Annotated in this window: 20 protein-coding genes; 11 read left to right on the top strand and 9 right to left on the bottom strand. The window is 64.9% G+C overall.

From position 1 onward, the window contains the following. Positions 1 to 13 precede the first annotated feature (13 nt). Positions 14 to 1,525 carry a replicative DNA helicase gene (locus tag L6639_RS01595; RefSeq protein WP_237858363.1) on the bottom strand — a complete coding sequence of 504 codons (1,512 nt, stop codon included), beginning with the start codon at positions 1,523 to 1,525 and terminating at the stop codon, positions 14 to 16. A 549-nt stretch (positions 1,526 to 2,074) separates the two neighbouring features. Here L6639_RS01595 and L6639_RS01590 point away from each other — a divergent pair. After that, a complete protein-coding gene (locus tag L6639_RS01590) occupies positions 2,075 to 2,281 on the top strand; it encodes a transcriptional regulator (RefSeq protein WP_237858361.1) in 207 nt (68 codons plus the stop codon). A 3-nt stretch (positions 2,282 to 2,284) separates the two neighbouring features. Here L6639_RS01590 and L6639_RS01585 read toward each other — a convergent pair whose 3' ends face one another. Continuing rightward, a complete protein-coding gene (locus L6639_RS01585) occupies positions 2,285 to 3,535 on the bottom strand; it encodes an SAM-dependent methyltransferase (protein WP_237858359.1) in 1,251 nt (416 codons plus the stop codon). Positions 3,536 to 3,816: 281 nt separating this feature from the next. Here L6639_RS01585 and L6639_RS01580 point away from each other — a divergent pair, with 281 nt between their 5' ends. Further along, complete coding sequence (locus tag L6639_RS01580) at positions 3,817 to 4,833, top strand: hypothetical protein (protein WP_237858358.1); 1,017 nt, start codon at positions 3,817 to 3,819, stop codon at positions 4,831 to 4,833. 160 nt (positions 4,834 to 4,993) lie between these two features. On the opposite strand, the gene rplI is transcribed toward L6639_RS01580, so the two are convergent. From rplI to rpsF, 4 genes are all read right to left on the bottom strand, one after another. After that, complete coding sequence (rplI, locus tag L6639_RS01575; protein WP_237858357.1) at positions 4,994 to 5,593, bottom strand: 50S ribosomal protein L9; 600 nt, start codon at positions 5,591 to 5,593, stop codon at positions 4,994 to 4,996. Between the two features lie 46 nt (positions 5,594 to 5,639). Next, positions 5,640 to 6,617, bottom strand: a complete 978-nt coding sequence (locus L6639_RS01570) for a DUF2232 domain-containing protein (protein WP_237858354.1) — start codon at positions 6,615 to 6,617, stop codon at positions 5,640 to 5,642. Positions 6,618 to 6,745: 128 nt separating this feature from the next. Next, on the bottom strand, positions 6,746 to 6,985 hold the full coding sequence (gene rpsR, locus L6639_RS01565; protein WP_007592020.1) for a 30S ribosomal protein S18: 240 nt from the start codon (positions 6,983 to 6,985) through the stop codon (positions 6,746 to 6,748). 5 nt (positions 6,986 to 6,990) lie between these two features. After that, positions 6,991 to 7,488, bottom strand: a complete 498-nt coding sequence (gene rpsF / locus L6639_RS01560) for a 30S ribosomal protein S6 (protein WP_237858352.1) — start codon at positions 7,486 to 7,488, stop codon at positions 6,991 to 6,993. 344 nt (positions 7,489 to 7,832) lie between these two features. Between rpsF and L6639_RS01555 the strand changes: the two genes are divergently transcribed. The 9 genes from L6639_RS01555 (at position 7,833) to gmk (ending at position 16,503) form a co-directional block, all read left to right on the top strand. Then, a complete protein-coding gene (locus tag L6639_RS01555) occupies positions 7,833 to 8,537 on the top strand; it encodes a TetR/AcrR family transcriptional regulator C-terminal domain-containing protein (protein WP_237858351.1) in 705 nt (234 codons plus the stop codon). 3 nt (positions 8,538 to 8,540) lie between these two features. Then, the gene (locus L6639_RS01550) at positions 8,541 to 9,566 is read left to right on the top strand and encodes a fatty acid desaturase family protein (protein ID WP_237858350.1); all 1,026 of its coding nucleotides are present in this window, start codon (positions 8,541 to 8,543) and stop codon (positions 9,564 to 9,566) included. A gap of 176 nt (positions 9,567 to 9,742) precedes the next feature. After that, positions 9,743 to 10,702: an ACP S-malonyltransferase gene (gene fabD, locus L6639_RS01545; protein WP_237858349.1), complete on the top strand. Its 960-nt coding sequence runs from the start codon at positions 9,743 to 9,745 to the stop codon at positions 10,700 to 10,702. A 68-nt stretch (positions 10,703 to 10,770) separates the two neighbouring features. Then, positions 10,771 to 11,508 carry a 3-oxoacyl-[acyl-carrier-protein] reductase gene (gene fabG / locus L6639_RS01540; RefSeq protein ID WP_237858343.1) on the top strand — a complete coding sequence of 246 codons (738 nt, stop codon included), beginning with the start codon at positions 10,771 to 10,773 and terminating at the stop codon, positions 11,506 to 11,508. 309 nt (positions 11,509 to 11,817) lie between these two features. Further along, the gene (locus L6639_RS01535) at positions 11,818 to 12,057 is read left to right on the top strand and encodes an acyl carrier protein (RefSeq protein WP_008130699.1); all 240 of its coding nucleotides are present in this window, start codon (positions 11,818 to 11,820) and stop codon (positions 12,055 to 12,057) included. 108 nt (positions 12,058 to 12,165) lie between these two features. Beyond that, positions 12,166 to 13,431 (top strand): beta-ketoacyl-ACP synthase II, encoded by a 1,266-nt coding sequence (fabF, locus tag L6639_RS01530; RefSeq protein ID WP_237858341.1) that lies wholly within the window; start codon positions 12,166 to 12,168, stop codon positions 13,429 to 13,431. 125 nt (positions 13,432 to 13,556) lie between these two features. Continuing rightward, positions 13,557 to 14,825, top strand: coding sequence for an endolytic transglycosylase MltG (gene mltG / locus L6639_RS01525; RefSeq protein ID WP_237858340.1), 1,269 nt, complete (start codon positions 13,557 to 13,559; stop codon positions 14,823 to 14,825). A 130-nt stretch (positions 14,826 to 14,955) separates the two neighbouring features. Beyond that, positions 14,956 to 15,843 (top strand): YicC/YloC family endoribonuclease, encoded by an 888-nt coding sequence (locus L6639_RS01520; RefSeq protein WP_237858339.1) that lies wholly within the window; start codon positions 14,956 to 14,958, stop codon positions 15,841 to 15,843. A 3-nt stretch (positions 15,844 to 15,846) separates the two neighbouring features. After that, positions 15,847 to 16,503, top strand: coding sequence for a guanylate kinase (gene gmk, locus L6639_RS01515; protein WP_237858336.1), 657 nt, complete (start codon positions 15,847 to 15,849; stop codon positions 16,501 to 16,503). Here gmk and L6639_RS01510 read toward each other — a convergent pair. The 3 genes from L6639_RS01510 to L6639_RS01500 form a co-directional block, all read right to left on the bottom strand. Then, a complete protein-coding gene (locus L6639_RS01510) occupies positions 16,436 to 17,650 on the bottom strand; it encodes a hypothetical protein (RefSeq protein ID WP_237858334.1) in 1,215 nt (404 codons plus the stop codon). The two genes, gmk and L6639_RS01510, sit on opposite strands and share 68 nt — an antisense overlap. 152 nt (positions 17,651 to 17,802) lie before the next feature. Next, complete coding sequence (locus tag L6639_RS01505; RefSeq protein WP_237858333.1) at positions 17,803 to 18,309, bottom strand: hypothetical protein; 507 nt, start codon at positions 18,307 to 18,309, stop codon at positions 17,803 to 17,805. Between the two features lie 25 nt (positions 18,310 to 18,334). Then, the gene (locus L6639_RS01500) at positions 18,335 to 19,678 is read right to left on the bottom strand and encodes a caspase family protein (protein ID WP_237858332.1); all 1,344 of its coding nucleotides are present in this window, start codon (positions 19,676 to 19,678) and stop codon (positions 18,335 to 18,337) included. Positions 19,679 to 19,740 lie beyond the last annotated feature (62 nt).

The following is a 19,740-nucleotide window of genomic DNA, read 5'->3' as shown; positions in this document are numbered from 1 at the left end:
CGGTTCAAGGAACTCAGTAGTCATCGCCGGCGCGAGCCGGCAGCTGAGCGTCTGGCGCGAGGTCGCCGAACCTTGTGACCGAGGCTTCGAACGCCAAATCGACGGTGCCGGTCGGACCGTGGCGCTGCTTGCCGATGATGACCTCGGCTTTTCCGTGCGCAAGGCTCATGTCGAGCTGCCACTTCTCGTGTTCGGGCGTTCCCGGGCGAGGCTCCTTCATCGCGAGATAATATTCCTCGCGGTACACGAACAGGACGACGTCGGCGTCCTGCTCGATTGATCCGGATTCACGCAAGTCGGAGAGCTGCGGCCGTTTGTCGTCGCGGGACTCGACCTGACGTGAGAGCTGCGACAACGCGATGACGGGAACATTGAGTTCCTTGGCGAGTGCCTTCAGGCTGGTCGTGATCTCCGTGATTTCCTGCACGCGGCTGTCGCTGGCGCGCTTGCTTGAGCCGGAGAGCAGCTGGATGTAGTCGATCACGAGAAGGTCGAGGCCCTTCTGTCGCTTGAGCCGGCGTGCGCGCGCCATCAATTGCGCGATCGACAGGCCACCCGTCGCGTCGACATAGAACGGCAGCGATTGCAGCTCGATCGAGACCTCCCGGATCTTCTCGAAATCGGCTTCCGAGATGCCGCCGCGGCGGATGTGGGAGGAGGGAACGCCGGTGCGCTCGGCCACGATACGCGTGGCGAGCTGGTCGGCCGACATTTCGCAGGAGAAGAATCCGATCACGCCGCCGTTGGCGGCCTTGGTGGTGCCGTCGGCCTGGAGTTCCGGAACGTAAGCTCGTGCGACGTTGTAGGCGATGTTGGTCGCAAGTGAGGTCTTGCCCATGCCGGGACGGCCGGCGACGATAATGAGGTCGGAGTGCTGCAGGCCGCCCATCTTGGTGTCGAGGTCGCGCATGCCCGTCGAAATGCCGGACAGTTTTCCGTCGCGCTGGAAGGCCTTGGCCGCGAGATCGACTGCGACCGCCAGCGCCTGCGAGAATTTCTGGAAGCCGCCGTCGTAGCGGCCGGACTCGGCAAGTTCGTAGAGCTTTCGCTCGGCGTCCTCGATCTGCGCCCGCGGCTGGAAGTCGACCGGCGCGTCATAAGCGACATTGACCATGTCCTCGCCGATGCCGATCAGGTCACGGCGCAAGGATAGGTCGTAGACCGTGCGCCCATAGTCTTGGGCGTTGATGATGGTGGTCGCTTCGGCCGCGAGCCGCGCCAGATATTGGCCGATGGTCATGCCACCGACGTCGGTGTCGGCGGGCAGGAACGTCTTCAACGTGACGGGCGTGGCGATCTTGCCCATCCGGATCAGGCTGCCGGCGGTCTCGAAAATGGTCTGGTGCAGCGGCTCGAAGAAATGCTTCGCCTCCAGGAAGTCGGAGACCCGGTAGAAGGCGTCGTTGTTGACCAGAATCGCGCCCAGAAGGCTCTGTTCCGCCTCGATATTGTGCGGCGCGCTCCGATAAGCGGGCGTTCCGGGCTCGGGCGCGAGTTTGAGGACGTTCGAATCAGTCAGGGCCATGGTCGACCGATAGCAATTTTCTGCGGCGGATGCGGGGCCGGGATAAAGCGCCGCTCCAGGCCAAAGCGGAAGCTAAAACTTCGTCACTATCAACCGATCTTAAAAGCGGTGGATGATTGGCGGCCGCGGCATTCGCCGCGCTTGACGGATTTTCACGGAACTCAAGCCCGAACCGGAATCGGCCGCGATCGCGCCACGGAAAAATCCGGAAGCGATGAACCTAATGATTTGAATGCAGACGTATTTAAAGGCGCGCGAAAACGGCGCGCTGGAGCTTCCGGGACGGATTCAGACCAGCAGGAGGTAGACCAGCGCAACCAGCGCCGCGCCGACGCCGGTGGCGATCAGGGCGTAATCGGTGCGGAGGTCGTCCTGCACGTCGAAGGAGGTTCGGGTCTCTTTGCTCATGGCGACGGTCTAAGGCAGCGCCGTCGAGAGGAATGTGAACCAGATCACATCTACCCGGATTCTTTCGGGGGTAGGACAAGGAACAGGCAGACGGGCAGGGGATTGTCTCCAACGCCCCGCCAACAGGGAACGAGGCAAGCGATGCGGCCAGAACGGCAGCAGCAGATCTGGCGAAGCGAGGCAGGCAGCCGGCTTTGGTTGTCCGGGCTGATCGCCGCCATGCATCACGCCGAGCGGCCCGAGATCCGGCGTCAGCCGGTCGCTCCAGAGGTCATCGTGGCGCTCAGGGCGCAACTGGCATTAACGGCGTCTTTCCGGGTTTCGCCGATTTCGACCCTTCGTCACTAGGACTTATTCACCAGCAAGCTTCAGCTTCGGTTTGGCGCCGCCCTCGAGGGCGCGCAGCCGGGCTTCCTCGTGGACGATATAATCGCGGGTCATCGGCACCACGCCCTGGCGCTTAGTCAGCTGGATCTGGAAGTTCATCATGCCCTGCTTGCGGAACGTCATCTCGCAGGCGGCCAGATAAAATTCCCACATCAACGCAAAGCGCTCGTCGTAAAGCTGCACGGCTTCCTCGCGCCGCGCAATGAAGCGCTCGCGCCAGGCTTTCAACGTCTCGGCGTAGTGCAGCCGCAGAATCTCGATGTCGCAGACCAATAGACCGGCGTTCTCGATTGCGGGCAACACCTCCGAGAGTGACGGGATGTAGCCGCCGGGGAAGATGTATTTGGCGATCCAGGGATTGGTCGAATCCGGTCCCTGCGAGCGGCCGATCGAGTGCAGCAACATGACGCCGTCGTCGCTGAGCAGCTCGGCGCAGCGCTGGAAATAACTGTCATAGAATCTGGCTCCGACATGCTCGAACATGCCAACCGACACGATACGGTCGAATGGCCCCGCGATGTCGCGATAGTCCTGGAGCAGGAAGCGTACCTGATGCGTCAGTCCCTTCTCGGCGGCGCGCGCATTCGCAAGCTGCAACTGCTCCGTTGACAGCGTCACGCCGGTCACGTCGGCGCCCGCGATCTCGGCGAGATAGAGACCGAGCCCGCCCCAGCCCGAGCCGATGTCGAGCACGCGCTGGCCGGGCTTGGCCCGCAGCTTTGCGGTGACGTGCCGCTTCTTGGCGAGCTGCGCGTCGTCGAGCGTGGCGTCGGGCGTCTCGAAATAGGCGCAGCTATATTGCTTGTCGGCGTCGAGGAAGAGCGAATAGAGCCGCGCGTCGAGATCGTAATGATGCGCGACGTTGCTGCGCGAGCGTGTCCGCGGATTGAACTGTCTCAGATGCCGGACGAGATAGCGCAGGTGCCACCAGGGCTTTGCCCAGCGCGGCAGCAGCTCGGCCTGGTCGAGCAGGATCGCGAGGACATCAGCTATGTTGCCACGCTCGACGACGAACTCGCCGTTCATATAGGCCTCGCCAAGCCCGAGCTCGGGATTGATGAGGATCTTTCGCTCTGCGTCTGATGTGGCGAAGCGCACGGCGATCGGCTCGCCCGAGCCATCGCCGACAGTGAATTGCGATCCCGTTGCCGTTGTCACTGTCATCGACCCGCGGCGAATGAATTGAGACAGGAAGCTACGTAACAATCGGTCCATCCACACCTTCCTCTTGAGCGAACCCGAAGAGATGCGACTAACCCGGCCTTTTCGCTCTGACGCTCAGGGTCCCGCTCGGGTTCCTATGCGTTTGCATCTAAATCTGGGGAGGGCTTTCAGGTGCCGCTATTGCGTTGTGTTCACGGCAGATATTCCCGAGGCGCTTAATCACATCCTTGCGCCTGGAGCCTGCTTCCATTCGCAGCGCAATCGGCTAAAAGGTGACCGCCGCCGCGCCGAATGCCGGCCGTATCTGTCGGATTTCAATGGAGATGATGGGAATGTCGAGCCGAGCGCTCAGCCTCGCCACGGTGCTGTTTCTGATCGGCTTCGGCGCCTCCGATGCCGTTCTGGCGCAGGCGACGAACCTCGAGGCCGGGAAGGCCCCATCCCAGATCTTCGCGCAGACTTGCAATGCCTGCCACAAAAGCCCGCGGGGGCTGTTGAAGACGGTGTCGCCGGGCTCGCTTCCAGGCTTCCTGCGTCAGCACTACACCACCAGCCCTGATATGGCTGGTGTGCTGGCCTCCTATCTCGTCTCCAACGGTGCCACCGACGCCCGCTATCAGTCCAAGGACGGCGGCAAGGACAAGAAGGACGGCGCCAAGGAGAAGGATGCCAACACGACTCCGGGACAGTCGCCCGAGCATCAGGGCCGCCGGCAGCGTCAGGAAGCCGCCAAGCCGGAGGGCGAGGGCGCGGCGACTCAGGCGCCTGAGGGCCGCCAGAAGCGCGCGGCGCGGCCGAGCGAGGAAGGTGCTAAGGAAGGTGCAAAGGAGGGCGCAAAGCCTGAGGCCACCACTGAACAGCCGCCCGAGGGCCGCAAGGGCAAGCGGCTGAGCAAGCGCGCCAAGCCGGCAACCGAAGACGCCGGCGCGCCGAAGGTTGAGCCCAAGGTCGATTCCAAGATTGAACCCAAGACCGAGCCCAAGATCGAACCGAAGAGCGAGAGCGCGAAGGTCGATTCCGAGTCCAAGCCCGACAGCGCGAAGCCGGCGGAGAAGCCCGCAGAAGCCAAGCCGGAGAGCGCCAAGGTCGAGCCGAGCACCAGCGAGACGCCGGCTTTGCGTCCCGATCCGGTGCCGCAGGTGACGCCGGCACCGCCGGCCGCCGCCAAGCCGGCTGAACCGGCTGCGCCCAAGCCCGCGGAAGCGGCCGTTTCCAAACCGGCAGAGCCCGCGCCCAGCGCCGAGCCGGCAGCTAAGGCGGCAGAGCCGGCGCCTGCTGCACCCGCCGCGGCTCCGTCGCCCGCGCCCGCCGAGTCGTCCGGCCCGCCGGCTCCGCCGATCTCGCGTTAAGCAGCACATCCCCTCGATCTCCGAAGGCCGCGCCCAGCGCGGCCTTCGTCGTCTTCAGCGCTCGCTTCGATCGCGATGCTGAGCGAGGATGTCAGTGCAAAAGCAAAAAGCCCGGCCGCCTGAGGCAGCCGGGCTTCGCAGACTTGCGTAAAGAGGAAGCTTACTTCTCTTCCGCAGCCGGGGCCGGCTCGACGTCGTCGTGCTGGGCTTCCGGATCGAAGAACTCGCCGGCGGCGGCGATCGCTTCGGCGGCCGCATCGCGGTCCTCGTTGCGGGTGGAGATGTCCTCGCCGCGGTTGATGCGCTCGGCCTCGTCCTGGCTGCGCGCAACGGTGACGGTGACTTCGACCTCGACCTCGGGGTGAACGGCGACGGTGATCGAGTGCTTGCCGATGGTCTTGATCGGCGCATCGAGCTGCACCTGCGGACGGGCGAGCGAGACGCCGTCAGCCTCGAAGGCGACAACCACGTCACGCACCGTGACCGAGCCGAACAGCTGGCCGGCTTCGGACGCCTGACGGATCACGATGATGTTCTTGCCCGCGATCTTCTCGGCGACCTTGGATGCCTCGCCCTTCGAGGCGAGGTTGCGAGCCTCGAGGTCGGCCTTCATGCCGTCGTACTTGGCGCGGTTGTCGGCGGTGGCACGCAGCGCCTTGCCGCGCTTGAGCAGGAAATTGCGGGCATAACCGTCGCGAACCTTCACGACTTCGCCCATCTGGCCGAGCTTGCTCACGCGTTCCAGCAAAATGACTTCCATATTCGTTCTCCTTTGAAGTGCTCTGGTTTTCAGTTTCGGGTTGAACTCAAGAGGTCGGCAATGGCGGCGGCTGCCGGTTGCGCAGGAAACGCTCGCGGAAGCCGAACACGGCATCCGCGAGGCCGAGGGCCACCATCGCGATGACAGGCCAGCCGAACAGGACGACGACGGCATAAGTTGAACCGAGCCAGAAGGTGCGGCTCTTCAGCGCGAGCGTCAGCGTATGCAGCACGGCGAAGCCGGTCAGCGCGTAAGCCATCATCAATGCCGCCGTGGCGATCTGCGCGGCGATCGCGAGCAGGCCGCCGGTGAAGCAGAAGGCGAGCGCGATGCAGAGCACCGCGAGTGTCATCGCCGGCAATTGGGCCGTCTTCATATCCGGCCAGGGGCGGCGCAGCCGGCCCGATGTCGCCGTCACCTTGGCGCTGAGCCAAAGATTGAGGGTGAGCGTCATCATCGAGACGATGGCGGCGGCAGCCGGCGCAATGCGCACCAGCGCGTCGATAAACTGGTCGGCCTCACCGGTGGCCTGGGGATCGGTCGCATGGAGGATGCGCGTCAAGCCACGGTGCAGCGTACCGGTGATGGTGTCGGCATCGGTGCCGAGCGTGAGCAGGGCGGCGATCGTGGTCAGCATCGCGAAGCCCGCGATCCACAACAGGATCTGGCCGACCGGATACCATTCGATTTCGGGTTCGGCTGGCGCAGCGATGGCTGCGGCAGGCGTCGCGCTCGAAACGTGCCGACCGAGCAGGACAAGATGGCCCAGCCACCAGGCCGGCAACGCGACAGTGACGGCAAAGGCGACACAATAGGGCAGGCCAAAGATGGCGCCGAGGCCGACCGCGGCGGCGATTCCGCCGAGACTCGCATAGAGCGGCCCCCAGCCGATCGCGGCGACCATCAGCGGCAGCGGTGCGAGATAGAACAGGACGAGCGAGATCAGCGCGCCCGACACGATCGAGGCGAACATCAGGGCCGACGCTGCGCCGGCGATCAGGGCTATCAGTCCAAACATCATCATCAGCTGTCCCGCTCCCTTCGAGCGGTTAGAGGCGCCTTGCCCCAACCATCGGCGACCGGACGACCCGGAAGCCTTATGAAATTCAAAGAGTGCGGCCGGCGGCTTGATCGCCGCCGGCCGAATCCGTCTTAGCGAATGACGTAGGGCAGCAGGCCCAGGAAGCGCGCGCGCTTGATGGCGCGGGCGAGCTCACGCTGCTTCTTTGCGGACACCGCGGTGATGCGGCTCGGCACGATCTTGCCGCGCTCGGAGACGTAACGCATCAACAGCTTGGAGTCCTTGTAGTCGATCTTCGGCGCATTGGCCCCCGTGAACGGGCAGCTCTTGCGGCGACGGAAGAACGGGCGACGTGCACCAGCTTCAGCCATTGTTCTTACTCCCCATCCGTCGTTTCAGCTTCGTCGCGCGGGCGGCGCGGGCCGCGATCGCCGCGGAAGCCACCACCATCACGATCGCCACCACGGAAACCGCCTTCGCGGTCGCCACGGAAGCCGCCTTCACGCTCGCCGCGGAAGCCGCCGCCACGATCGTCACGCTCGCGATCGCGGTCAGCCTTGCGCATCATTGCAGACGGACCTTCCTCGAGCTCTTCGACGCGGACGCTGAGATAGCGGATCACGTCCTCGCTGATGCGCTCCTGGCGCTCGATCTCGGCGATCGCCGCGGGGGGCGCGTCGATGTTGAGCAGCACGAAGTGCGCCTTGCGGTTCTTGTTCATGCGGTAGGTGAGGGAGCGAACGCCCCAATTCTCGGTCTTGGTGACCTTGCCGCCGAGACCTTCGACGATGCCGGTCATCTGCGCAGTCAGCTCTTCGACCTGCTGCGTGCTCGCGTCCTGGCGCGCGAGAAAAACATGCTCATAGAGAGCCATTGTCGTCCTTTCCTCGTGTTGGCGCATTGCCCGGCGTCAAGCCCTTAAGAGACCTTCGGAAAGGACTCTGGGATTAAGCTCAGAAGGCGGAAACACGGGACGACGGGCCGACTGGCCCTGCCACACCAAAATCACTGAGGATTTGCTGAGACCGTCCGTTCAGCTCCCGGCCGGGGTCTGCGGATGGCGCGCTTATACGGATTTTGGCCGGCTTTGCAAGGTTTGAGGCTCGGGTTTTCGGCCCAGATGGTTCCGGAACGGGCCGTGAGATCGGTCCTCCCATACCACATCCCGGCTTGATCTATTTGTTTGTATGTCATACAAATAAAGCAGGGGGAGGATCCATGGTGGAAAAGCCGGCGCACGAGCCGCTTGAGACGGCTGGCGATCCCAAGCACGCCGCGCGGGCGACGCGCTCGGCCGGGCGCAAGATGCGGTCTCTGCTGCTGGATGCGGCGAGCCCGCTGTTTCGCGAGCGGGGGCTATCAGGCACCGCGATCACCGACATTGCTGCCGCCGCCGACGCATTCCCGAGCCAGATCACCTATTACTTCCGCACCAAGGAGGCGCTGTTCGTCGAATGCGCCTGTCGCGATCTTCTGTATCTGGCCCGTGCGACCGAGCAGGCGGCGCTGAAGGCGCGCACGCCGCGGGACTACACGCAGGCATTGGCCGAGACCGTGACCGCGAGCGATTCGGTCGCGTTCTTTGCCGAGGCACTGACGCTGACGCGGCGGCGCCAGGATCTGGCGCCGCTGGTCGAGCGGACCATCGAGCGCCTGCATTCTGAAGGCGCACGCGCCTATGCGGGCCAGGTGGTGCGCCACGGCTGGCGCTCGCTGCGTGCGCCCGATGAAAGCTCGCGGCGGTTCTGGGCCGTCGCCATCGGCGTCATCCTGGAGGGTTACGCGATGGGTCGCTCGCCCGAAGCGCTCTGCGCCGAGATGCTGCGCGTGCTCGGCGAGCAGGCGAAACCGGCCGGTGATACTGCGCGCCTGCGTCTCGTCGACGAGCACGACACACCGAGCAATTCGAATGAGGAGGGGTAGGCGATGACTGCGCTTCGCATGCGTGCCCGCGATTTCCTGACCGACGATCAGCTCGCCGACGTGCGCCAGCGCGTGACCTGGAAGGGCGTCGCGATGATCGTCCACGCCTGGGCGCTCATCATTGCCGCGATCGCGCTGGTCGCGTGGTGGCTCAATCCGATCACCTATGTTCTCGCTGTCGCCATCATCGGCTCGCGCCAGCTTGGGCTCGCGATCCTCATGCATGACGGTGCGCATGGTTGTCTGTCCGCGGACGAGAAAACCAATCTGGCGCTGAGCCAATGGTTTTGCGCCTATCCTCTGTTTGCCGAAACTCGCAGCTATCGGCGCTATCATCTGCAGCATCACGCGCGCACGCAGCAGGAGGATGATCCTGATCTGGTGCTGTCGGCGCCGTTTCCGATCACGAAACTGAGCTATCGGCGCAAATTCATCCGCGACGTCACCGGACAGACCGGCTACCAGCAGCGCAAGGCGCAATTGCTCAACGCGCTCGGGCCGAAGGACTGGCCGTTGCGGCAGCGCGCCGCACATTTCTGGGACAAGCTCGGTCCGCAATGCCTCGTCAACGCCGCGATGTTCGCAGGTCTCGCGGCGGCCGGCGTGTGGTGGGCCTATCCGCTGCTATGGCTGGTGCCGCTGCTCACCTGGATGATGGTGATCACCCGCATCCGCAACATCGCCGAACACGCCGTCGTGCCTGACAGCAGCGACCCGTTGCGCAACACGCGTACCACGCACGCCAATTTCCTCGAGCGTCTGTTCATCGCACCGTACTACGTGAACTACCACCTCGAGCATCATCTCTTGTTCTACGTGCCCTGCCACAACCTGCCGAAGGTCCACCGCCTGCTCAGCGAGAGTCGCCACGCCGGTCGGATGGAAGTGCAGCCGAACTACGCCGCAGTGCTGCGGCTTGCCACCGCCAAGCCCGATCGGGATGACCGTCCCGGCCAGCTGGTGAGCAGTGCGCGCCGCGCGCGGGCGGGGGCGACGGTCGATTCCAACCAGACCAACGGTGGATTTTAGGGGCCGCATCCCCCAGGTGAATGCAAGCCGAAGTTCCTATCTTGGCTTGACATTCCGGCCCCGGACAGTGTCTACGGCCCCTTTCGGAGCATGGTCGGGAGCCAAGGCTCGGGCCGGACGTCATCGGCTGCCGGGTTCTCGTGGCACACGGGTTGAGCGATCCAGGGAGCGCGCCGATGACGGCAGCATTCACATTTCCGGGGCAGGGTTCCCAGGCGGTTGGCATGGGCAAGGCCCTTGCCGACGCTTTTCCGGCGGCGCGCGCCGTGTTCGACGAGGTCGACGCCGCGCTTGGAGAGAAGCTGACAGCGACCATCTGGGACGGCCCGGCCGAGACCCTTCAGCTCACCGAGAACGCGCAGCCGGCCCTGATGGCGGTGTCTGTAGCGACCCTGCGCGTGCTAGAGGCTGAAGCCGGGTTTTCCGTGGGACGGGATGCTGCCTTCGTCGCTGGTCACTCGCTCGGCGAATATTCGGCGCTGGCTGCGGCCGGCAGCCTGACAATCTCTGATACCGCGCGGCTGCTTCGCACCCGCGGTCTCGCAATGCAAAAGGCCGTGCCAGTCGGCGCCGGTGCCATGGCCGCGCTGCTCGGCCTCGATTATGACGCGGCCATGGAGGTCGCCAAGGAGGCGGCGCAGGGCCAGGTCTGTCAGGCTGCCAATGACAATGGTGGGGGCCAGGTGGTCGTCTCCGGCGACAAGGCTGCGGTCGATCGCGCCGTCGAGATCGCCAAGACCAAGGGCGCCAAGCGCGCGATGCTGCTGCCGGTGTCCGCACCGTTCCATTGCAAGCTGATGCAGCCCGCGGCCGACGCGATGGCCGAAGCGCTGTCCAAGGTCACGATCAAGGCGCCGGCTGTGCCGCTGGTCTCGAATGTGCTGGCCCGCGCAATCATCGATCCCGACGAGATTCGCCGCCGGCTGGTCGAGCAGGTCACGGGCACGGTGCGCTGGCGCGAGTCGGTCGCCTATATGGCGGGGCAGGGCGTCACCCGTTTCTTCGAGATCGGTGCGGGCAAGGTGCTAACGGGGCTCGTCAAGCGCATTGCCGACGGTGCCGTCGGCGTTGCGGTCGGTGGTCCTAACGACATTGCCGCCGCCAGGGATGCATTGGCCGCCGCGAAGCAGGCTTAAGTTTACGCACGATCTTACCGGAAAACCGCTGCACACTTTTCCGGATCGTGCTTCGAAGGAGTCTCTCAATGTTCGATCTGACTGGCCGAAAGGCGCTCGTCACCGGCGCGACCGGCGGCATCGGCGGCGCGATCGCGCAGGCGCTGCATGCGCAGGGCGCGACCGTCGCGATCTCAGGGACGCGCAAGGAAGTGCTGGATGAGCTTGCCGGCAAGCTCGGCGAGCGCACTCATGTGCTGCCCTGCAATCTCTCCAAGGCCGATGAGGTCGAGGCCCTGGTGCCGGCTGCGGAAGCCGCGATGGGGCAGGTGGACATTCTCATCGCCAACGCCGGCATCACGCGCGACAATCTGTTCGTTCAGCTGCGTGACGAGGATTGGGATGAGGTCATCAACGTCAACCTGACCGCGACCTTCCGCCTGGCGCGCGCCGCCACCAAATTGATGATGCGCAAGCGCTTCGGCCGCATCATTGCCATCACGTCGATTGTCGGCGTGACCGGCAATCCGGGGCAGGGCAACTACACCGCGTCGAAGGCCGGCCTGATCGGCATGATCAAGACGCTGGGCGCCGAATACGCCAAGCGCGGTGTCACCGCCAATTGCATCGCGCCCGGCTTCATCAAGACGCCGATGACGGATGCGCTCAACGACAAGCAGCGCGAGACCATCCTGGCCAAGGTTCCGGCTGCCCGTTTGGGCACGCCCGAGGATATCGCGGCCGCCGCGGTCTACCTGAGTTCGAACGAGGCTGCTTACGTCACCGGCCAGACCATCCACGTTAACGGTGGCATGGCCATGATCTGACGCGGCGTTCCGCACTGCCCACAAGGACAGTGCGGATGCGGCAAACGGCCGTTTCCAGAGTGAATTGAGGCGTGTAGTCAAGGCAGTTGAAGTATGATAACCGGACCTTCAACGGATGGGCAAAGAACGCCATTGCAGGTTTTTGAAACCCTGTATATTGGCGATGCGGAGCCTTGGCCGTCGTTCGCCGGGCCTCTATCGGTTAAGATGGGGTCAAATCAAAGTTCGTAAGCGAAGGCAGTCAACGACCACGACGGCTCGTATCGTCCCGGGGGGTCGGGTCTACAGGGAACAACACGAGGTTATGCAATGAGTGACATTGGCGAACGGGTTAAGAAGATCGTGGTCGAACACCTTGGTGTTGAACCCGAGAAGGTTGTCGACGCAGCGAGCTTCATCGATGACCTCGGCGCCGACAGTCTGGACACCGTCGAGCTGGTGATGGCGTTCGAAGAAGAATTCGGTTGTGAGATTCCGGACGACGCCGCTGAGACGATTCTCACCGTCGGCGACGCCACGAAGTTTCTCGAGAAGAACGCGAAGAGCTAACGCTCTTCATTTTCGCGGGGACAACATTGAAACCGGACGGGCCGCTTCCCAGCGGCCAGCCGGTTTCTTGTTATTGGCCGTGAATCTTTCGATGCGGAGTTTTCGGATATGAGGCGGGTTGTCGTCACTGGTCTCGGCATGGTGTCGCCACTCGGCTGCGGCGTCGATGCCACCTGGAAACGCATTCTCAACGGCGAAAGCGGTGCGCGCAGGATCGAGAGCTTCGATGTCTCCGATCTGCAGACCAAATACGCCTGCACCGTCGTGCGCGGCGACGGCGGCAACGACAGCTTCAATCCCGACAAGTGGATGGAGCCGAAGGACCAGCGCAAGGTCGACGACTTCATCATCTTCGGCATGGCCGCGGCAGGCCAGGCGCTCGACGATGCCAACTGGCATCCCCAGACCGAAGAGGACAAATGCGCGACCGGCACCATGATCGGCTCGGGCATCGGCGGCCTCAACGGTATCGCCGACACCGCGATCCTCCTCAAGGAGCGGGGCCCCCGTAAGGTATCGCCGTTCTTCATTCCTGGCCGCCTGATCAATCTCGCCTCCGGCTATGTGTCGATCAAGCATGGGCTGAAGGGCCCGAACCATTCAGTGGTCACGGCCTGCTCCACCGGCGCCCACGCCGTTGGCGATGCCGCCCGTCTGATCGCGCTCGGCGATGCCGACGTGATGGTCGCCGGTGGCGCCGAGTCGCCGATCAGCCGCATCGGCATCGCCGGCTTCAATGCCGCACGCGCGTTGTCGACCGGCTTCAACGAGACGCCCGAGAAGGCCTCGCGTCCCTACGACAAGGATCGCGACGGTTTCGTGATGGGCGAGGGCGCTGGCGTCCTCGTCCTGGAGGAGCTCGAGCATGCCCGGCGCCGCGGCGCGAGGATCTATGCCGAGGTGATCGGCTACGGCCTGTCGGGTGACGCCTATCACATTACGTCGCCGTCGCCCGATGGTGATGGCGGTTTCCGCAGCATGTCGGCCGCGCTCAAGCGCGCCGGCCTGACCGCGGCAGATCTCGACTACATCAACGCTCACGGCACCTCGACGCCGCTAGGCGACGAGATCGAGCTCGGTGCGGTGGAGCGTTTGCTCGGCAATGCCGCCTCCAAGGTGGCGATGTCCTCGACCAAATCGTCGACCGGCCATCTGCTCGGCGCGGCCGGCGCGATCGAGGCGATCTTCGCGATCCTCGCGATTCGCGATAATGTCGTGCCGCCGACCATTAACCTGGACACCCCGTCGGTGGAGACCGCGATCGATCTCGTGCCGCACAAGGCGAAGCAGCGCGAGGTGAACGTTGCGTTGTCGAACTCTTTCGGTTTCGGCGGTACCAATGCGTCGGTGATCGTCCGGCGTCTGGCCCAATAGTTTGCGTTTGAGACGAATCCACCGTTTTGCCGTATTCGGCGATAGTCATGTCTGTGGGCGCGTGCATTTGGCTCGGCAAGCGATTGTCTGGCTGCGATTGAACCGGCAGGATTCAGGTTGCTTCGATGAGTGAAAGGCCGCCCATTTCGCCCCGGAGTCCGCGGGCAGCGCTCGAGCCGGAGCAGGTCCCGCCGCCGCCGAAGCGTTCGGAGCGGGCGCGCAATCCGTTCGTCGTGGTCGGCAACGCCATCATTACCTTGCTTCTGATCGGCATGATCGGCGCCGGCGCGGCCTATTATTACGGCCGGCAGGTGCTGGAGTCGCCGGGACCGCTGAAAGAGGACAAGGTCGTGAATATCCCGCAGCGTGCGGGCAAGCGCGACATCGCCGAGACCCTGAACAAGGAGGGCGTCACCGACGTCAACCCATGGGTGTTCATCGGCGCCGTGGCTGCGCTGAAGGCGAGCTCGGACCTGAAGCCCGGTGAATATTCGTTCCAGAAGAACGCGAGCTTGCGCGACGTCATTGGCACCATCGTCGAGGGTAAGGTGGTCCAGCACGCCGTCACGATTCCCGAAGGCCTGACCTCCGAGCAGATCGTGGCGCGGCTCACCGACAACGACATCTTCACCGGCAGCGTGCATGAGTTGCCGCGCGAAGGCACGCTCCTGCCCGAGACCTACAAGTTCCCGCGCGGGACCCCGCGTGACCAGGTGATCCAGCGCATGCAACAGGCGCACAAGCGCGTGCTCGCCGAGATCTGGGAGCGCCGCAGCCAGGACCTGCCGGTCAAGACTCCTGAGCAACTGGTGACGCTGGCCTCGATCGTCGAGAAGGAGACCGGCAAGCCGGACGAGCGCAGCCGTGTGGCAGCCGTGTTCGTCAATCGCCTCAAGCAGAAGATCAAGCTGCAGTCCGACCCGACCATCATCTACGGCCTCGTCGGCGGCAAGGGCACGCTGGGACGTCCGATCAAGCGCAGCGAGATCACGCAGCCCTCGCCCTACAACACCTACGTGATCGAGGGCCTGCCGCCGGGCCCGATCTCCAATCCCGGTCGCGCCTCGCTGGAGGCCGCCGCCAACCCGGCCCGCACCCGCGACCTCTATTTCGTCGCCGACGGATCGGGAGGCCACGCCTTCACCGAGACCTACGACGCGCACCAGAGGAACGTCGCGAAACTCCGCGCGATGGAGAAGCAGATCCAGAACGACACGGTCGAGCCGGCCGACGATGCTCCCGCGCCGGCCACCGCTGCGCCGGCGGCCGCGGATACGGCACCCACCGCGACCACGCCGCCCAAGCCGACCCAGCAGAAGAAGCCGCCGGCGCGGCCGGGAGCGCCGGCCCGCCAGGGCGCGGTGCAGCCGTCACCGCCGGTGGTCCAGCGCTAGGCCTGCTCCCATCGGCGTCCCTGCAGACCTGCCTGCGGACTTTGCGGATTCCACTTTCCTGCAAAATAGTCTTAAGATTCGCGTGGCCTGATGGCCTTGCGAATCCCATGTATCCGGAGAATTTGACCTGATGGCGCTGTCGTCCATGACCGGCTTTGCCCGAAGCCACGGCGCAAGCGGGCCGTATACGTTCGAATGGGAGTTGAAGTCGGTCAACGCCAAGGGCTTTGACCTCAGGGTCCGGCTGCCGCAGGGATTCGACGAGCTCGAGGCCCACGCCAAGAAGCGCGCCGGCGAGCTGCTCTCGCGCGGCACCGTCTATGCCAATCTCAACGTCAAGCGCGCCAATGCGGCCGCCACCGTCCGCGTCAATGAGGACGTGCTCAACGCGGTGCTGAAGGCGGCCGCCGTCATCTCCGGCAAGATCGACGCCGTCGCGCCGAGCATCGACGGCCTTCTGGCCATCAAGGGTGTCGTCGAGGTCGCCGAGCCCGAGGGCGATGAGGAGGAAGACAAGGCCGCGCGCGCTGCCGCCGCCGACGCTTTCGACAAGGCGCTCGACGAGCTCGTGGCGATGCGCAAGCGCGAGGGCACCTCGCTCGGCCAGATCCTGACCCAGCGGGTCGACGAGGTCGAGCAACTCGCGAAGAAGGCGGAAAGCGCGCCCGGCCGCAAGCCGGAGGCGATCAAGGCGAAGCTCGCCGAGCAGATTGCCACGCTGCTCGACACATCAGACCGTTTCGATTCCGACCGCCTGATGCAGGAAGCGATCCTTATCGCCACAAAGGCCGACATCCGCGAGGAGCTCGACCGCATCGCATCCCACATCGCGCAGGCGCGCGAGCTGATCGGCAAGGGCGGCCCGATCGGCCGCAAGCTCGATTTCCTGGCGCAGGAGTTTCACCGCGAGGTCAACACCTGCTGCTCGAAGTCGAACGACATCGAGCTGACCAATACCGGGCTCGCCATGAAGAACGTGGTCGAGCAATTCCGCGAACAGGTCCAGAATCTGGAGTGATCGATGACGACGGGGCACGGCACTGACGGGGTCGAGCGGCGCGGATTGATGTTCGTGCTGTCTTCGCCATCGGGGGCGGGCAAGACGACGCTGTCGCGCATGCTGATCGACCGTATGCCGGGCCTTCGCATGTCGGTGTCCGCGACCACACGCGCGATGCGGCCCGGCGAGGTCGACGGCCGCGATTATCTGTTCGTCGACAAGGCCAAGTTCGACGCCATGGTGAAGGGCGACGAGCTCCTGGAATGGGCCACCGTGTTCGACAACAGCTACGGCACGCCGCGCGCGCCCGTCGAGACCGCGCTGTCGGCGGGGCAGGACGTGCTGTTCGACATCGATTGGCAAGGAACCCAGCAATTGCGCGAAAAAGCGCGCGCCGACGTCGTCAGCGTCTTCATCCTGCCGCCGTCGGCCGGCGATCTCGAGAAGCGGCTGCATTCGCGCGCGCAGGATTCCGACGAGGTCATCCGCAAGCGCATGAGCCGCGCCAGCCATGAGATGAGCCACTGGGCCGAGTACGACTACATCGTCATCAATCACAACGTCGATGACGCCTTCGCCGAGGTGCAGTCGATCCTGAAGGCCGAGCGCCTCAAGCGCGAGCGGCGGACCGGCCTCGTGAGCTTCGTGCGAGGGCTGCAAGGTCAGCTTCAAGGCTAGGCTCGATTCTCGGCTGCGTCAGCCGCGGCCCCTCGTTCGCCAGCCGTTCCAGCATCGCCGTGATGACGTCGACGTCGACGGCATTGTCGTCGCGCGCATGGTCCTCGTGCGCGTCCGCGTCGTGGACGTGCTCCTGATGCGCGTTCACATCGTGATCGGTCGTTTCTTCGCCATGGCCGTCGTCTTGGCCGTCGGCCGCGAGAGACGCTGTCGCCTCGATCTCGAACTCGCCATCGAAATAGTCGATCTCGGTCTTCTCGGGCTCCGCGGCCGCGACCGCAAGGGGACGGCTTTGCGCTGCGATCCGGCGGATTTCGTCGGTGAATGCGGCGATCTGCGGCGGCTCCGGACGCACAGCGTCGAAGTCCACCGGAAGCGGCCGCTCTGCGCGCGGCGCCGCGTGCCAGGGCGCGCGGCTGTTGCCATCATCCTGCCTGTCCCAATTCACGCGGCGATCGGCCGTCTGCACGCGCGCTCGGCCACCGGCGAAGCGATAGATTACGCTGGCGATGAGGCCGGCGAGCGCGAGCGCTCCGACGATCACGAGCAGCAATGTCGGGAGCGACCCCGTCGGCTTGTCAGCATTGTCGGCCGAGGCGGGCGCCACCGGGGCAGGGGATGCCGGCGGCTGCGCGCTCGGCTGGTCGATTGCTGGCGCGGGTGCCGCTGCCAGCTCCGGCGCGGCGGCTGCCGTCATGGTATCAGGCCAGCGCGTGGCGACGGCCGGCTGCTGCGTTTCGCCGCTGCTGGTGGGCGCGGGCTGAGTTGCCTTCGGCGCGGTCGCAGGCGCTGCTTGCGCGGGCGTTCCCTGCGGCACGATATATTCGGCGCGCGCATTCTGCACCGATTGCGGTGGCGATGAATCCGGTTGCGCCGAACCTTCAGCGGTCTGCGCGGTGGTTGTGGCCTTAGCGCCCTCGGCACGCAGATACCAACACTGCCGCTTGGTCCCGCGTTCCACGCGATAGTGCCAGTGCTGTCCCTGCGGCGCTGTGCCCTTCGGCGAGCCGAGACAGTCGCTCGCGGCATTCGCCGTGCTTGCAGCGGCAGGGGCGCTTGGCGCGTTCTGTGAGACAGCGGCCAATGGTGCGCCGGCAATAATGCTGCCGACCAGCGCGGATAGAAACTTTGCGGTGCGGTTGCCCATCCTGGTCTCCCGATTACGCATGACGCAACTCGTTACCTTCCCTTTCTCAACAAAGAGTTAGGTGGCAATGAGCCGCAAATCCGGAGAGGATGTGGCTTGAATCGGGCCTGCGCGGCGTTCGTTCCCCCGCGAATTCAGGCTTTTTGCCGGCGTTATTGCTTGCTCGCGGTCCAGGTTCCCGAGCAGCCGTCGGAGCGGCGGAACGTGCCGGAACCGCTGCGCCCGGACAGGCGGCCGGCGCCGGTATAGGTGATGCCGCCTTCACCATGCCCGAACGTGTGCACCGCGCCGTTCGGGCTGACGGTCCCGCTGACGCCTTCGGCGATCACACGGCCCGAGGTCACGACGGTCGCGCCGCTGACCGTGCCGCCACAGCCGACGCTGGTGACGGACCAGGCGCCGTCGAAGCTGCCTCCGCCACCGCCTCCACCACCGCGCCGTGACGACGAGCGGGGTTCGTCTGCGGCCGGTTTGCTCCGGCGCGCCGACGGCGCGGGTTCGGCGGAGCGGCCGGGCGCACTGTCCTGGCGCGAGCCGGACAGGGACTTCTCGTCATTGCCAATCGAGCCGCCGGCGCTGCCGGATTGCGCGAATGTGGCTGTCGAGGCGAGGGTGACGATGAGCGAGGTGAGCGCAAAGGCGCGGGCGAAGTTCGTCATGAGCAACCAATCCACATTATGAAAATCAACGACCGGAGCCGTCGGCGCAGACGGCCCCAATAATGCGGCAAGCTTTGCCAGCCTTTCCGCAATCGTCAAGCGCTGCGTCCTTCGCGCGCTGGACGCTGTCGCGCTGGACCAGCGACCAGGATTTGTCCGAGATTGCGAACGCGCCACAGCTCTTGCCGTAGAAGGAGAGCTCGATCGCACATTTGGCACCGGCGCAATTGCCGCGCGCATCCGCCACCGCCGCGCGCCGCGAGGCGTGATTCCACGAGATGCCCCATTTGTTGCTGTCGGGCCCGTAGACGATCGAGCCCCACGGCTTGAGATCCTCCATCTTGCGCATCCGCAGCAGCAGGCCCTCGGTCGCTTCGCCTGTTGGTGCCATGGCAATGCGCTGTTGAAGTTTCGTGATGGCGCGCGTCAATCCGTCGGGCGTGTCAGGATCGAAATTGAGCTCGTAGAGCCGCTCGTTCAACTCGCTGAGCAACGCGGCATCGCGCAACGGAACGCGGTCGGGGTCGGCACGGAGGCGCTCCGACGGCAGTGGATCGGGCTGCATCGCCGCGACCTGTGGTGGCGCGGTTTGCGTCGGTGGCACGAAGTAGAACGTGCCGTCGATTGGCGAGGACGAGACCCAGGGTTGCTGCGCGCCTGCGGTGGCGCGCTTCACGGCAAGCCCGACCTGGTTGAAGGTCTGGAATACGTCGAGGCCTGCGGTGCGGACGGTCGCGGCGAGCGCCTTGGTGTAGGGGCTGTGACCGTCGCTGCCGTCCTGGGCGACATTGCCGGGCTGTGTCGCGTAGGAGATCAGCGTGCCCTCGGGCGCGCGCATCTGCGCAAGGCCCCCTTCGGAGGAACGTAGGCCGCGCGAGCCGAAGGGATTGTTGCGGCAGGCATCGAGAATGACGAGGTTGAGCCGCGTGCCGGAGCCCTGCATCTGCCGCAGCACGAGGTTGACGTCGGTCATCTGGAAATCGACGTCGGCCTCGCGTGTCGGATTGGCGCCGACCGGGACGAGGTAGTTGGAGCCGGCTACCTGTACGCCGTGGCCGGCATAATAGAACAGCGCAACGTCAGCGCCCTGCACCTGCTTCCCAAAGCTCTGCACGGCGATGTCCATCGCGGCCTTGTCGAGATCGAGCTGGGCGTGGCCGCCGACCAGCGCGAAGCCGAGCGAGCCGAGCGTGTCGGCCATCAGCGTCGCGTCCTTGGACGGATTGTCGAGCGGCGTGATGTTCTTGTAGGCGGAGTTGCCGACGACCAGCGCGATGCGCTTCTCGGCCGATGCCGGCTGCGCGGCAACAAGCGTGGCTGCGATGAGCGCCGCCAGCGTCAGGACGCGATTGAAAATCCTCGCGTGCATGAAAGCCCCCAAATCAATGCCGACAATCTACCAGCCGGGCGCGCTCGCGAAAAGCGGTGTGC

The organism is Bradyrhizobium zhengyangense, from assembly GCF_022012555.1.
In the GTDB taxonomy this organism is placed as follows: Bacteria; Pseudomonadota; Alphaproteobacteria; order Rhizobiales; family Xanthobacteraceae; genus Bradyrhizobium; species Bradyrhizobium zhengyangense.
Note: the sequence above shows the minus strand (reverse complement) of the source record. Positions and strands in the feature narration are given on the sequence as shown.